Origin of the sequence: Microcoleus sp. PH2017_09_SFU_O_A (assembly GCF_020738625.1) — a bacterium.
GTDB lineage: Bacteria > Cyanobacteriota > Cyanobacteriia > Cyanobacteriales > Microcoleaceae > Microcoleus.
This window is the reverse complement of record NZ_JAEQCF010000046.1, coordinates 22517-37235: the sequence shown is the minus strand read 5'-3', so window position 1 is coordinate 37235 and position 14719 is coordinate 22517. Positions and strand designations below refer to the sequence as shown.

Annotated in this window: 9 protein-coding genes; 4 read left to right on the top strand and 5 right to left on the bottom strand. The window is 46.4% G+C overall.

The features are described 5' to 3' along the window. Positions 1–1661 precede the first annotated feature (1661 nt). From alaS to JGK16_RS17905, 4 genes are all read left to right on the top strand, one after another. Positions 1662–4358 (top strand): alanine--tRNA ligase, encoded by a 2697-nt coding sequence (gene alaS / locus JGK16_RS17920; protein WP_293191580.1) that lies wholly within the window; start codon positions 1662–1664, stop codon positions 4356–4358. 311 nt (positions 4359–4669) lie between these two features. Next, positions 4670–7414, top strand: a complete 2745-nt coding sequence (locus JGK16_RS17915) for a CHAT domain-containing tetratricopeptide repeat protein (protein WP_293191581.1) — start codon at positions 4670–4672, stop codon at positions 7412–7414. A 234-nt stretch (positions 7415–7648) separates the two neighbouring features. Then, on the top strand, positions 7649–8008 hold the full coding sequence (locus tag JGK16_RS17910) for a hypothetical protein (protein ID WP_293191582.1): 360 nt from the start codon (positions 7649–7651) through the stop codon (positions 8006–8008). Further along, positions 7995–9509, top strand: a complete 1515-nt coding sequence (locus JGK16_RS17905; RefSeq protein WP_293191583.1) for a hypothetical protein — start codon at positions 7995–7997, stop codon at positions 9507–9509. The genes JGK16_RS17910 and JGK16_RS17905 overlap by 14 nt, the downstream gene beginning before the upstream one ends. Before the next feature lie 142 nt (positions 9510–9651). Here the strand turns inward: JGK16_RS17905 and moeB are convergent, their stop codons facing one another. The 5 genes from moeB to JGK16_RS17880 form a co-directional block, all read right to left on the bottom strand. Further along, a complete protein-coding gene (gene moeB / locus JGK16_RS17900; protein ID WP_293191584.1) occupies positions 9652–10821 on the bottom strand; it encodes a molybdopterin-synthase adenylyltransferase MoeB in 1170 nt (389 codons plus the stop codon). Positions 10822–10900: 79 nt separating this feature from the next. Continuing rightward, positions 10901–11380: a M67 family metallopeptidase gene (locus JGK16_RS17895; RefSeq protein ID WP_293191585.1), complete on the bottom strand. Its 480-nt coding sequence runs from the start codon at positions 11378–11380 to the stop codon at positions 10901–10903. Between the two features lie 207 nt (positions 11381–11587). Continuing rightward, positions 11588–11815: a ferredoxin family protein gene (locus JGK16_RS17890; RefSeq protein ID WP_293155824.1), complete on the bottom strand. Its 228-nt coding sequence runs from the start codon at positions 11813–11815 to the stop codon at positions 11588–11590. 313 nt (positions 11816–12128) lie between these two features. Further along, on the bottom strand, positions 12129–13364 hold the full coding sequence (locus JGK16_RS17885; RefSeq protein WP_293191587.1) for an ATP phosphoribosyltransferase regulatory subunit: 1236 nt from the start codon (positions 13362–13364) through the stop codon (positions 12129–12131). Positions 13365–13682: 318 nt separating this feature from the next. Continuing rightward, positions 13683–14627 carry a tetratricopeptide repeat protein gene (locus JGK16_RS17880; protein WP_293191589.1) on the bottom strand — a complete coding sequence of 315 codons (945 nt, stop codon included), beginning with the start codon at positions 14625–14627 and terminating at the stop codon, positions 13683–13685. Positions 14628–14719 lie beyond the last annotated feature (92 nt).

The window sequence follows — 14719 nt, the reverse complement described above, 5'->3', positions numbered from 1 at the left end:
AGGGTCTGCTTCCTGCTTCACCCAAGGGAGTCGGCTCGCAACTTGTCCACAGGCGTAAATTCGGATGTAGCCCATCCTAATCCAAAAAACAATTCTAGCTGAAGCTTTTAGCCATGAGTCACCCACTATTTTCAGCCAATTTAACGAGTTGTGGACTTCCTTCTCGACCTTAACAGGCTGGCTAGTCCTGACAGAACTGCGGTTTACAAACCGGATAATTGAGCTTTGGTTTTCGGCATTGCAGATATTATATCAATTCTAGACTTATCTTGTTCAGCGAGCTTTGACTAAGTTTAGATAACTATTTCGCCCTGTAAGTTAACCTCTTGTACTGACTTTTCAATGATATCGCATATTGACAGTGCCTCATGCCAGAGGGCGTCAGCCACGACCAAAAACGCGCGGGCGCGATCGCCCGTTATGTATTATAGATAACTCAAAAGCTCGATCGATCGAGTCACAGCAGTCCGAGCCGAATAGCACGAATAGAGCGTCCCGCTCGAAGTGAGTTCCGCAAGCGAGCGGGGACGCTCGCACCATAACAGACTCGCGAGCGTCCCCGCTCGCAGATAAGAGCTTGTGCACAGATGCTTGCATCGGGATTCTTCCCCGTCTCCCCCTCTCCCCCTCTCCCTCTCTCCCTTTCTCCCCCTCTCCCCCTCTCCCTTTCTCCCCCTCTCCCTTTCTTCCCCGTCTCCCCGTCTCCCCCTCTCTCTTTCTCCCCCTCTTCCCATTTCCCTATAAAAAAGCGTAGGGCCCGATCGACAGCGACCAGACCCAATAATATAAGAATCTTTGATTTTCTAACAAACGAGATGTGTTTCCGGTAGAGAACAATATGCTTACTAGGGTTTACAACTTGTGCAGCTTTACTTTTAATCCGCAAGCACAATAAGTCTGACTCGACTGCGGTTTGGCTTGACTGCGCGATCGGCAGTTTCGCCACTATTCCAAGTTGTGTTCGGTTAATTTCGGCCGCGCCTGGGAATTTAGACCGGAGACACCATGTCTATATCCTTGAACTTTGCTTGTGACGCTCCTACATCAATTGCAAGCAATATGTTGTAGGCATCTGAGTCCTGTTAAGGATATCTAGATCTTCCTTCGAGATACTCCAAAATGTTTCTCTCTACGGCGTTTTATAGTGAGGAACACGTCCAGCCCCACTGTCTTTCCAATATATCAAGGATTGTTTGTTCAGGCTGTGAAGATTTCCCTGTCCTACGGAATCGGTCAACCTTCCATTTTTCACAAACCTGGCTTTCATCCCACCCCAAATTAAAAATTATCGAGAGGGGGTTCCCGCTGAACGGGCTAAATATAGCGACCTCCTGTTTCTTTCTGTCCCGGTGTCTATTGTTAAGTTAGCACGAGCTTTGGGAGGAGTAAAGCACAATTTGTAAAACTTGATAGGTCTTTACATTACTAAGTATAATGATATAAATATCCACATAGATGTAAGTTCTATTGCAATACGCTTGGGCTAAGCCCGATCCCCCCTAGCCCCCCTTAAAAAGGGGGGGACAAGAGTTTTCTCAAAGTCAACCCCTACTCTCCTTTTTAAGGGGGATGCGAGGGGATCTCCGGGCAATAAACACTATTAACTGAAGCGTATTGAGTTCTATTGCTGCTACATCTTTACATACTTAACAGTTTTTGTCATGTCTATTACTCCTAAGTCTCTCGGCGGTAGTCAAATCCGCCAAACATTCCTCGACTTTTACGCCCAGCGGGGACACAAAATCCTGCCGAGTGCTTCTTTGGTGCCCGAAGATCCGACTGTGTTGCTAACGATCGCCGGAATGCTACAATTTAAGCCGATATTTCTCGGACAGCGCACCGCAGAATCACCGCGCGCTACCACTTCACAAAAGTGCATCCGCACCAACGATATCGAAAACGTCGGCCGTACCGCCCGCCACCACACGTTTTTTGAGATGTTGGGGAATTTCAGTTTTGGGGATTATTTCAAGAAACAGGCGATTGCTTGGGCGTGGGAACTTTCCACAGAAGTTTTCGGTTTACCTGCGTCCAATTTAGTTGTTAGCGTTTTCCGAGAAGATGACGAAGCTTTTGCAATTTGGCGCGATGAAATTGGCATTCCGGGCGATCGCATTCAACGCATGGGAGAAGCTGACAATTTCTGGCAATCCGGCCCCACAGGCCCTTGCGGCCCGTGTTCCGAGATTTATTACGATTTCCACCCAGAAAGAGGCGACAATATTGACCTCGAAGATGATAGCAGGTTTATCGAATTTTATAACCTGGTTTTCATGCAGTACAATAAGGATGCAGAGGGCCATTTAACACCGCTGCAAAATCAAAATATTGATACTGGGATGGGATTGGAACGGATGGCGCAAATCCTCCAGAAAGTCCCGAACAATTACGAAACAGATTTGATTTTTCCGATCGTCCAATCGGCGGCGGAAATTGCCGGAATTGATTACCACAATAGCGATGAAAATGTCAAGGTTTCGCTGAAAGTAATTGGCGATCACATTCGGGCTGTGGTGCACATGATTGCGGACGAAATTCGCGCGTCAAATGTCGGCCGCGGTTACATTTTGCGTCGGTTGATTCGCCGGGTGGTGCGCCACGGGCGGCTGATTGGGATTCAGGGCGAATTTACGGTGCGGGTGGCCGAAAGCGCGATCGCCCTTTCGGAAGCAGTTTATCCAAATGTGCGATCGCGCGAAGCTCAAATTAAGGCGGAATTGGCAAGGGAAGAGGCGCAGTTTCTCAAGACTTTGGAACGGGGAGAGAAGCTGCTTGAGGAAATTCTCAAAAAAGCTCTTGTGGAACAGGCGTCTCGCCTGTCGGTTTCTGGGGGCGGGCAGGATGCCCACCCCACAGTAGAAATTTCTGGACAAGATGCGTTCACGCTTTACGATACCTACGGTTTCCCCTTAGAATTGACTCAAGAAATTGCGGAAGAACAGGGAATTACTGTCGATTTAGATGGCTTTGAAGTCGCGATGAAGGAACAGCAAACTCGCGCGAAAGAAGCTCACCAAACCATTGATTTAACTGTGCAGGGTTCCTTGGATAAGTTAGCTGAGAGTATCCAGAAAACAGAGTTTGTTGGCTATACTGAATTGTCAAGTTTAGCTGAAATCAAAGTTATCTTAGTTGACGGCAAAGCTGTGGAATCAGCAGAGGCGGGAACTGAGGTACAAGTTGTTTTGAACCAAACGCCGTTTTATGCAGAATCCGGCGGACAACTTGGGGACAAAGGTTATTTGCAAAGCGGAGAGAATGGTCAGAGTTTGTTGGTGAGAGTTGATGATGTGAAAAAGGAGTCAGATTTCTTCGTGCATTTCGGCTTTGTGGAACGGGGAACCTTAAAAGTTGGCGATAGTTTGACTGCGAAAATTGACAATAGCGGCCGCCGCCGAATTCAAGCCAACCACACAGCAACTCACTTATTACAGTCAGCTTTGAGAAAAATTGTAGACGATTCAATTTCGCAAGCTGGTTCCCTGGTATCGACAGACAGATTGCGGTTTGACTTCAATTCTCCGCGCGCTGTGACAGCAGAAGAGTTGCAGAAAATTGAGGATTTAATTAATAGTTGGATTGCTGAGGCCCACGCTGCGGAAGTTGCCGAAATGCCGATCGCCCAAGCCAGAGAAAAAGGCGCCACAGCCATGTTTGGCGAGAAGTACGGCGACGTGGTGCGGGTTATCGATTTTCCGGGCGTTTCGATGGAATTGTGCGGGGGGACTCACGTCAGCAATACGGCTGAAATCGGGCTGTTTAAGATTGTTTCCGAGGCGGGGGTTGCGGCTGGTACTCGCCGGATTGAGGCGGTTTCGGGTCAAGCTGTTTTGGATTATTTGAATGTGCGTGACAGGGTTGTGCGCGATTTGGGCGATCGATTTAAGGCGAAGCCGGAAGAGTTACCCAACCGGATTACTAATTTGCAGAATGAGTTGAAGGATACTCTGAAGCAGTTGGCGGCTGTGAAGTCGGAATTGGCGATCGCAAAATCCGACCAATTGTTAGCACAAGCTGAGTCCATTGGTGATTTCAAAATCATTGTAGCCCAATTGGGAGACGTGGATGCAGAAGCGCTGAAAACTGCGGCGGAAAGGTTGCAGCAAAAATTAGGAAATGCTGCGGTTATTTTGGCTTCGGTTGCTGATGCGGACAAGGTAAGTTTGGTGGCTGCTTTTAGTCCTGAAGTTAATCGGAAAGGATTGCAAGCTGGCAAGTTTATCGGAGGAATTGCTCAACTTTGCGGCGGTAAAGGCGGCGGGCGGCCTAACTTGGCGCAGGCTGGGGGACGTGATGCTAGTAAGTTGCAGGAAGCCTTGGAAAGTGCTCGCAATCTGTTAGTTGAAGGGTTGGGGTAATTATTCGACTCGCGGTGATTTCTGGGAACTGTAGGGGCGGGTTCACCAACCATAATCGTCAATAATCGACAATCTCAAAAACCCGCCCCCACCCAACCAAAAATCACCATGTACATTGTTCCGATGCGATGCAAATTCCAGGTTGATGTGGGCGATCGGTGGTGGGGGGCGGGTTTATCTAGATTGTCGGTATTCGTTAGATATTGTTGGTAAAACCCGCCCCTACAAAATCTCGGTAAACCTATTGTACAAAAATACCTTGCATTCCCCCCACAAACAATGTAAAATATCCCAAACATGGGCCATAAAAAATGAATGAAAAACGCCGTGAATCCTACCTCACCCTGATCCAATCTCTCCTCACCTGCCCCAGCGACGAAGAAATCACCATCCTGCAAAACAATCTCGAATTATTAGACGATGGTTTTGCCCAATACTTGCGCGAGTCGGCAACTCAAACTCTCGCAGAAATGGAGTCAGAGGAAGCATACAATTTCGCGGGTAATCTCTACAATTTTAATATTACAATTTCCAGTTTTCCGCTAGGAAGTCGCGCCGCTAATATAGAAATTGCGATTGCTTGTTTAGAAGTAGGACTAATTATTTTTACTCGCGAAGCTTACCCAAAAAATTGGGGATACAATCAAAACAGTCTGGGTATTAAATATAGTGACAGAATCAAGGAAGACAGGGCCGAGAATATCGAAAGGGCGATCGCCTGTTATGATTTGGCATTATTAGTTCGTACCCGCGCCACTTTTCCCCAAGATTGGGCTGATACTCAAATTTGTTTGGGATCTGCTTACAGTGACAGAATCAAGGGAGACAGAGGTGAGAATCTCGAAAGGGCGATCGCATTTTATGAAGCTGCTTTAGAAGTTCATACCCGCCAAGCTTTTCCGGAACGATGGGCAATGACTCAAAATAATTTAGCAAATGCTTACAGTCACAGAATTAGGGGAGACAGAGGTGAGAATATCGAAAAGGCGATCGAATGTTATGAAGCTGCTTTAGAAGTTCGTACCCGCCAAGCTTTGCCTCAAGATTGGGCAACGACTCAAAATAATTTAGCAGCAGCTTACAGTAACAGAATCAGGGAAGACAGGGCGGAGAATATCGAAAGGGCGATCAAATGTTCTGAAGCAGCTTTAGAAGTTTACACCCGCCCAGCTTTGCCTCAAGATTGGGCAATGACTCAAGAAAATCTGGCTTATGCTTATCAGGAAAAAGGACTAATTCCCGAAGCAATAAAATATTTTAAATTATCTTTAGAAATCTTAAAACCGGATACTTTACCCCTTAGCTGTCTCAAAGCCGCGAGAAGCCTAGGCAATATAGGATTTACAGAAAGTTTGTGGGAAACCGCCATATTCGGCTACGAAAAAGCCATCGAAGCAGTCGAACAAAGCCGCGAGTGGATAGCCTCCGAAAACCGCAAACGAGAAATTATCGAAGAAAACCTCAACATCTACGAAAAAATGATGCAATCCTGCATCAATCACCAACAATATCACAAAGCAGTTCAAACAATCGAACGCAGCAAATCCCGCTACCTAGTCGAACTCTTCACCAACAGCGAAATCTATCCCAAAACAGCCACCCAAACCGAAAAACAGCAACTCCAAAACCTGCGCCGCCAAATCGCCTCCCTCCAACAATCCCCTCAACAACAACAAGATAATTTGGCAACAGCATTACAGCAACTAGAACAATACCTAGAAATCTTCAAACAGCGAGAACCAGAATTCAAACTAACTCAAAAAATCCAACCCATAGACATCCCCGAATTCCAACAAACCTTAGACACCGAAACCGCAATTATAGAATGGTACATCGGCGGGGGCGGGCACGCACCATCCACCGCCCCTACGGGGGGATTTGCATTCATCATCACCCACAACAACATAGAATTAGTCACATATACCACAACCGAAATAGCCGAACTAGAAACCTGGAAAAACGACTATCTCAACGAATACCGCGACAAAGACAAACAAAAAATCTGGCAACACACCTTGTCCGAAAAACTGCACAAACTCTCCGAAATCTTGCGCGTCAACGAGATAGTCGCCAAAATTCCCAATCATTGCCACCAACTAATATTAGTACCTCACCGCTACCTGCACCTATTCCCCCTCCACGCCCTACCATTCACATCACAAACCCGGTTCACCCAAGAAACAAATTTTTGCGGAAACCTCCTAGACTGCTTCCCCGACGGCGTGAAGTACGCCCCCAGTTTGCAACTGCTGCAACTCGTACAAAACCGCATCAAAACCCGCACATCTCCCGCCCCCGAACTTCAGCCATTATTTGCGATTCAGAATCCCACCGAAGATTTATCGAACGCCGACATGGAAGTACAAATCATCAAACAAAAATTCGATACCCATGACATTTTAATCAAACAACAAGCTACAAAAATCGCTTTCAACGAAAACCTCAAAAATCTCTCCAATGCTAGTTACATCCACTTTTCATGTCACGGAGTCTTTAACTTTGACGATCCGCTGCTGTCCCTTCTCGCCCTAGCCGATTCCATCGAGGAAAATAACGAGACAGATGCAGAAAGCCGCTATGTGACAATGCGAAGCGGGCGAAAAGCCATCCCCGAAAAATGCCTAACCTTGCGAGAAATCTTTGCCGATTTAGAGTTAAGTAAGTGCAATCTCGTGACACTCTCCGCCTGCGAAACCGGGTTAACCAGTTCCACAGAAATGACTGATGAGTACATTGGTTTACCCAGCGGCTTCTTGTATGCTGGGAGTATGAATGTTGTGAGCACATTGTGGTCAGTCGATGATTTTGCGACGGCGATTTTAATGATAAAATTTTATCAGGAATTGCTACCGAAAGTTTCAGTCGCAGTCGCTTTGAACGCCGCCCAAAACTGGATGCGCGCCGTCACCAAGGAGGATTTTGGAGTTTGGGTGAAATCCTTAAATTTAGATAAAAAATCTGGGCAAAGTGTGGAACTGTGGTTAGTATCATCGCTAGAGGAACGGCCTTTTAGTCATCCTAAGTATTGGGCAGCATTCTGTGCTACTGGATATTAGGAAACAGGTTTTTCGATATCTGCGATGGGTGGGGGCGGGTTTATGAATTCAGAGATGGGATGATATAAATTTCGGCGAACCCGCCCCTACGAATTTGGGTATTCTCGATGTATGATTGTATTACCCAATTCCGTAGGGGCGGGTTCACAAACCATCTTTGATTCCGACCAGAAAATCACAAAAACCCGCCCCCACCCAACCAACCCTGACATTTTATTAACGGAGAATTGTTTTATGGAACCCGAAAAAGTTATCATTGTCTTCTTCAAATGGTTGCGCGAAAATCCGAGCATTTTCATGCCCACAGCATGGCAAGATTTACCGAAACTAGATACAGAAATAGCAGAATCAGCCGATGATGAATTATTTCCCATTGCTATGACTATCAGCAAGTGGTGTGCCCATCATGGATTGGGAGATACATTAAGAGAACAAGCGCGGAAAGATATCGACGATGCCGGCGAACCCACCCCAACCACACAGCAGATGTTAACCAATACTACTCAAACTCTGCGTCAAGACATTGAAGAAACTTACGAAAAACTTCAACAACTAGATGCACAGAAATTAGATAAAGACAATGACTCAAAATAGTAAAATCTATGCCCCCAATGTCTATCTATTTGCCTATCACCTCTGCAAACCCTCAGAAACAGAGTCGAGTTCTCCTGTAGAATTAACCAAACTGTGGGAAAAGTGCAACGAGATATTGCAAACTAAATTAGCAGTCGGTAAAGCATTCAACGGCAGCTATTTACCCAAAAAAGATGAACCTCTCGGATGGCGAGTTGAACTAATTAACAAACAAGTTGTCGGCGGTCGAAATTCTCTCGCTTTTGCTAAGGATATTTCCTTTGACAACCAGCAAATTAGCCTCAAAGGTTTCGCCCAACCGCTGCGGATTGATGACAGCTATGCTTTGGGTTTGCAAATTCGCGTCCCCGAAAAAGTTAACAATATTAAAACGCCCGCTGTCGATGTTAGCATCTTCAAAGAATTTAATCCCGATAACTGCTTGCTGCCGGATTTTGTGCAAAGCTATTTCGGGCAAACTCTGCTGATTACGGCTTGGCTGAGTGTCGAACAAAACCAGGCCGCGCGGGAAGATTCGCAGTTTCTAAAAGGTTTAGCCCAACAGTGTCTAGAAAAGTTAATTTCCGGTGACAATCTGCCGAATTTTTACCGTCAAGGCGAGTTATTCGGTAGCCCAATTTTAGAATACGGCGATCCAAATCGCCAAGATACTGACTACAACATTATAGTCTGGTTTTTCAACAGTTCTGCAACTGAGGAAATCTGGGATGAGACGCGGTACAGCGATTTTGTCGAGTTATTTTTGTACCGCAATAAGATTCTCCGCGCCTATCGCGATACCCGCAAACTTTACCGGGTGATTAGCGAGGAATACAAACAAATTGAACTCAATATCGACGCGACTTTTAATTATTTGCGGCAAGACGAAGCCCAGCAGCAGCAATTGAAAGGTGCGGGTTTAAAGGAAGAGGAATTAGAACGTCTCGAACGTCAGACAATCGAGATGCCGCCGCGCGCTGTCAAGTATGCCCGGTTGCTGATGCAGTTGGAATTTAGACAAAATACGATCGCAATTAACGCCAAAAACTACCAAGATAAATTATATCAGATAAGTCTTGACTTAAAATCTCGGAAGAAATACAATGAAAGTGAGTGTGATTTAAGCTTTCTCGAATTATTCAGCAAAGAAACCTCGCCGCAGTTTCAAGCACAAATCAAAGGTGACTTAGGCTACTTCAGCCACGGCACCGGCTTGCTAGACAAAGCAATGGAAGCAATTCGAGGAGTTGTCGCCATTGAAGAGGCTTATCGGGATGCGAAATTAGAAGTCACGATTCAAGCAGTCGGCTTTGGTTTGGGAGTCGCCGGGGTAGTCGCTGGGAGTTCTCCTTATTTGATTAAACAAGACCCGCCGAATCAGGTAATTGCTTTGCCTTTCCTGAAGGTGGGAATTAATTCTTTTGTGTTGGTATTGTTGATTAGTATCGGCGCGGGAGTTGTGGTTTGGTCTTTGGTTATGTTGGGCGCAAATTTCAAGAATATTCGGGCTAAATTTAAATAAACCCGGCGGTTGAAACCGCGTCTACACAGACGAAACCCGCCTCCGCGGGTTGAAGATTTTACCTCTTCGTCCACGGAGGTGGACATCGTTTGTGTAGCCGCGATTTCCAATCGCCGTGAATTCTAATCGCCTTTAAAGTAATTTAATATTGAGGAACAGACGAATCTACTTCTTGACTCCAAGCAGTAATCCCGCCCTTAACATTAATTCCCTCAATTCCGGCTTCCTTCAAGATGCCCAAGGCCTTCGCAGAACGGCCGCCCATTTTGCAATGTGCAATCAAGCGATGTCCGTTCAACAATTCTTTGACCTTCGCAACACCTGCGCCGTGTTCGATATCCGGTAATGGAACCAAAACTGACCCAGGAATTTGAGCAATTTGATACTCGTTAGGATTGCGAACATCTAACAAGACAAAATCCTTGGCGCCGCTGTCGATTAACTTTTTAAGTTCCGTGACAGTCATCTCAGGGATTTTCTGTTGTTCTGCTTCCTCGGCTTTAGCTTGAGGAATGCCGCAGAATTGTTCGTAATCGATTAACTTGTCAATTACCGGACGTATTGGATTCGGTCGCAATTTCAACTGACGGAATGTCATATCTAAGGCGTTGTACAGCAACAATCTGCCGCTCAAAGTTGTACCTTGACCTAAGATGATTTTGATAGCTTCCGTGGCTTGAATGCAGCCAATTACCCCAGGTAAAACTCCTAGAACGCCGCCTTCGGCACAGGAAGGAACCATCCCAGGAGGCGGGGGTTCTGGGTACAAATCGCGGTAATTCGGGCCGCCTTCGTAGTTGAAAACTGTTGCTTGTCCTTCAAATCGGAAGATGGAACCGTAGACGTTGGGCTTGTTCAAAAGCACGGAAACGTCGTTCATTAAATAGCGAGTCGGAAAGTTGTCCGTACCATCGATAATGATATCGTAGGGAGTGGCAATGGCGATCGCATTTTCGGAACTAACGCGAGTCTCGTACAAATCAACTTGACAAAAAGGATTAATTTCTAAAATCCGATTTTTCGCCGAATCAATCTTCGGCTTCCCAACCCAAGAAGTGCCGTGAATAACCTGGCGCTGTAAATTGGAATGGTCTACAACATCAAAGTCTACAATCCCAATGCGGCCAACACCTGCGGCTGCTAAATACAGCAGCAGCGGCGAACCGAGTCCTCCCGTACCGACGCAGAGCACGCTGGCTGCTTTGAGACGCTTCTGCCCTTCCAATCCAACTTCTGGCAGGATGAGGTGGCGAGAGTAGCGTTCGTATTCTTGTTTGTTGAGCTGGATCTCGTCCAGATTAGGATTTAGCATGATATTCTGTTATACGCCGATTTTGAATTACATCCTATCTGAATCTTTCGCATTTTTGCGTGTTTGTTATGTTTAGTAATTATTTCTTAATCTGAGTCGGTTCGATCGCGAGAATTTCCTCTGCTTGAAAGTTGCCCTCTGCGTCAAGACTCCAACTGCGGAGGTCTTCTGAAGTGCCTTGTCGGACGGATACGATGATGTAGGAGTATTGTGGCCAGGCTAGGGTTCGATCGCACTCCGAGGGCACTGCCGGACAATCCGGGTGAGAATGATATATGCCGATAATATCAAGAGTGCGATCGCGCCCGTGTTTCATCGCCCGCAACATATCTTCAGGCTTAATAGCATATCTGCGTCTTTCTGTCAATCCTGTTTGTTCGGGCCAATTCTCCTGGGCTTCTGCACTCCAAGCATTGTCAGCCGGCCAAACTTCTACTAAAGTTTTAATATCGTCAGTGATTGTACCTAACAATAAACCGCAGCATTCTTCTGGATAAGCGCTTTCGCCGTGGCTGCGGATGGATAACAGGTGTTGGGGGGAAAGTGCGATATTTTGCATTTTCTTGTAGGCTTTTTTAAACGAACCGCGAAGGCGCTAAGGACGCGAAGGAAGAGAGGAGAAGGGAAGGGAATTTTTTATATATAACTAATGTTAAATATGCCCGGTTTCTTTTCATAAATCTTGAGTTTATTAACGAATAATTTAGGAAGAAACCGGGTTGATAGCCCGTGCGTAAGTCTTTGGCTATTTAGCCCTAAATTGCTATTAAGTTGGAGTTTGTTGCAATTCTGGCCGTTCGTCTGGGACGATCGCATTTTCGACTGGACACACCTGCAAACAAATGCCACAATCTATGCAGGTATCGAAGTCAATCCAAAACCAATCAGTACCTTTGACATTTTTGCCGGGGCCGGGGTGAATGCAAGCAACTGGACAAGCGCCGACGCAATCAGCAACTCCTTCGCAGATATTTGTAACGATAGTGTGCGCCATGTTTCTATTTTAGATTTTAGATTTTAGATTTTGGATTAGACATTATATCATGTCTGTCTAAGTACAACTGTACAATTGGTTCGTAGTGAGGACTTTAGTCCTCTGGTTTTTTGCGGACTGAAGTCCTCACGATCAAACTGGTTTGTAGTGAGGACTGAAGTCCTCTGGTTTTTTGCGGACTAAAGTCCTCACTACGAACCTGGTTAGAATTTGATTCTTTTGGTTTTTTGCGGACTGAAGTCCTCACTACGAACCGTTTTTAGTGCAAGTAATTTGTGGGACATGATATTAGGAATTAGCTTGATGACAAAGCTTAATTTACCTTTTCAATTGTTGGGACGCCTTCGGCATTTATCCAAGCAATTTGAGCGATTCTGCGATCGCGCGCGTAGTCTCTAGCAGCCTCCTCTGTCTCCCGACTCTCCAAATCTATCTCCACCCGCACTAGGGGAGTAGACTCTCGGAGTTGGCGGGCATAATCAAAGGCCGCCGCCGCTGCTTCCGGTGTTTGAGGCACTACCAACCATTCGCTAGCTGCTGTTTCTGTGGGCAATTGACCCTCTGTCAACAAAACTTGGTGCAAATCTTCAATATTCAGACAAAACCCGATCCCGGGGGAATTTTGCCCTTGGGGGTCGAACAGTCCTAGCAGTTGGTCGTAGCGTCCGCCTTGTCCTAATACTCGCTGTCCGCTCTTGCTGCTGCTGACAACTTCAAACACTATTCCAGTGTAATAGTCAAAGGTTTGAATTAAACTCAAATCGAGGTGGATGTGAGATTTCAGATTGGGGATTTTTGCTTGACATTTTTCCAGCAGTTCGATCGCACTTTTGAGTTCATTTAATGCTGCTTGCTGCGGCACATCTAAATCCAGCTTCGCCACAATCTCCAATACCTCTTCTGGCTTGCCGCGCAAGTCAAACAACAGCAGAGCTCTTTCTCGCAATTCGTCCGACAGCGGCAAAGTTTCCAAAGCTATGCGATCGAGATTGGCGATCGCCGATCGCACTTTTTGCCGCACGTTTGGCCCAAACGGTTCTAGCAAAGTTGCAGTTAAGCCCGCTTCTCCCAGCACCAAATGCCAGTCATCAATTTCTAAGTTTTGCAAGCACTCAGACAGCAGCAGCAGCACTTCCGCATCCGCAACGCTCCCGCCCGCGCCCAGCAGTTCTACCCCCGCTTGATAGAACTCCTGTTGCCCGCCTGAACCCGTATCCGGGCCTTTGCGGAAGACGTTCGCGTTGTAGTAGAGGCGCTGGGGCTGCCAATTTGTCCCGGACATCCGCATTGCAGCCGCGCGGGCGATGGATGCTGTCAATTCCGGCCGCAAGCCGAGTTCTCCATCTTCAGCGTCTTGGAGTTGAATTAAGGTCGATCGGTCGATCGCGCCCCCAGCCATCAACGTCTCCAGCCTCTCTAGAGTAGAAGTAATAATCCGGTGATAGCCCCAGCGGTGAAACACCTGCTGCAAGCGCCGTTCGATCGCAATTTTTTGAGCAACGTCAAGGGGCAATAAATCTCTTGCACCCGATGGGGGTTGGTGAACCATATCAATTTTAGATTTTAGACCTTAGATTCTATACCAATTTCACAAAAGAATGCCACTTCAGGCAAGTTCCCAACTCTCACCAGTCAATTATTCCCCATTCTTTAATTGAAAATCGTATTTGATTGGACTTAGAAGCTTGCCTTTAAGACACCTTGTTAAAGTCGAACGCCGCCACCCTAACATTCGACTTTAACAAATTAAAGTATCAACAATACGCTTGGGATCGGAAGACCGGGCGCTTGAAACCGCCGTATTATCTTTTCAACGATGATTCAAAACAGACAACTGAACAACTGACAACTGACAACTGACAACTTATCATTTTTTCTTCCCGCCAAACAAACTTGCAAAAAATCCCGGTTTCCCCTCACTTTTTTTATCCTTTGCGGAAGCTTGTTCCAGCTTTTTCTTAACCTCCAAAGCCGTCGGTTCTTCAGGATTTGATGCCAAAGCTTTTTGCACCTCAAGTTTTGCCATTGTGGCTTGATTTTGTTGAAAGTAACACATTGCTAACAAACCGTGAGCTTTGCTGTGTTTCGGTTCGCGCTTCAGGGCTTCTTTCAACTCCAAAGTTGCTTTGGCATAATTTTTGCTGTCCATGAATCCTTGGGCTCGGATGCAAGATTGATCGGCCAGCGAGTCTTTGAATGCTGGGACTCTGGGTGGCGGTGCGGCGGCAGGAGTTGCAGTCGCAGGAGTTGCGGCGGGAGTTGCTGCTGCTGGGGTTGCTGTTGCAGTTTGGTTTGTGGCTTTTGGGGGTGAACCGGCAGAAACCACACCGCCAAGGCGCTCTTTTCGCAGCAGGTAAACCATGTTCAGTTCGCTAATTTGATCGATCGCATCTTGGGTTTCTTGAACCGACTCGTACTGCTTGAGAGCGAGTTTGCCAACTGCTGTTTTATAAGCTTCTTCCAAATCTTTAGCGGTAGCTAACTCTTTGGCTGCTGCGCTTTCGACTTGCATTTTTGCTTGTTCTTTAGCAACGCGCTTGGCGATAGCTGCTAATAGCAGGTTGTATTCTTTGCGATCGCTTTCCTTAGAGAATTTGTTGTAGGCGGGATTGACCACTTTTGACAAAAATTGGTTGGCCCACTCTTTATCCGCTTCGTCTTCAAAAGAGCAAGTATCCGAATGCAAGCGGCGGGCGATTTTCATGTAGCGCTTGCGGATGTCGTTAAACTCTGCGTCTAGGGGAATTCCCAAAATTGCGTGCTGATCTGTAAAGTCGTACTTGAACAGCCCTTTTGTCATTTCAAAAGACATAACTTTTACTCTCGCTTTCGTGACTTTTGACTATTCTTTAATGTAGCTTGACTTCAGGGGTTGTGACCCCCGTACTATCCCTGAGTCCTTGC

What these genes read in the sequence shown, in the direction of transcription:
- alaS (WP_293191580.1), top strand. Translation starts at nt 1,662, where the DNA reads ATGTCTATTACTCCTAAGTCTCTCGGCGGTAGTCAAATCCGCCAAACA.
- JGK16_RS17915 (WP_293191581.1), top strand. Translation starts at nt 4,670, where the DNA reads ATGAATGAAAAACGCCGTGAATCCTACCTCACCCTGATCCAATCTCTC.
- JGK16_RS17910 (WP_293191582.1), top strand. Translation starts at nt 7,649, where the DNA reads ATGGAACCCGAAAAAGTTATCATTGTCTTCTTCAAATGGTTGCGCGAA.
- JGK16_RS17905 (WP_293191583.1), top strand. Translation starts at nt 7,995, where the DNA reads ATGACTCAAAATAGTAAAATCTATGCCCCCAATGTCTATCTATTTGCC.
- moeB (WP_293191584.1), bottom strand. Translation starts at nt 10,821, where the DNA reads ATGCTAAATCCTAATCTGGACGAGATCCAGCTCAACAAACAAGAATAC.
- JGK16_RS17895 (WP_293191585.1), bottom strand. Translation starts at nt 11,380, where the DNA reads ATGCAAAATATCGCACTTTCCCCCCAACACCTGTTATCCATCCGCAGC.
- JGK16_RS17890 (WP_293155824.1), bottom strand. Translation starts at nt 11,815, where the DNA reads ATGGCGCACACTATCGTTACAAATATCTGCGAAGGAGTTGCTGATTGC.
- JGK16_RS17885 (WP_293191587.1), bottom strand. Translation starts at nt 13,364, where the DNA reads ATGGTTCACCAACCCCCATCGGGTGCAAGAGATTTATTGCCCCTTGAC.
- JGK16_RS17880 (WP_293191589.1), bottom strand. Translation starts at nt 14,627, where the DNA reads ATGTCTTTTGAAATGACAAAAGGGCTGTTCAAGTACGACTTTACAGAT.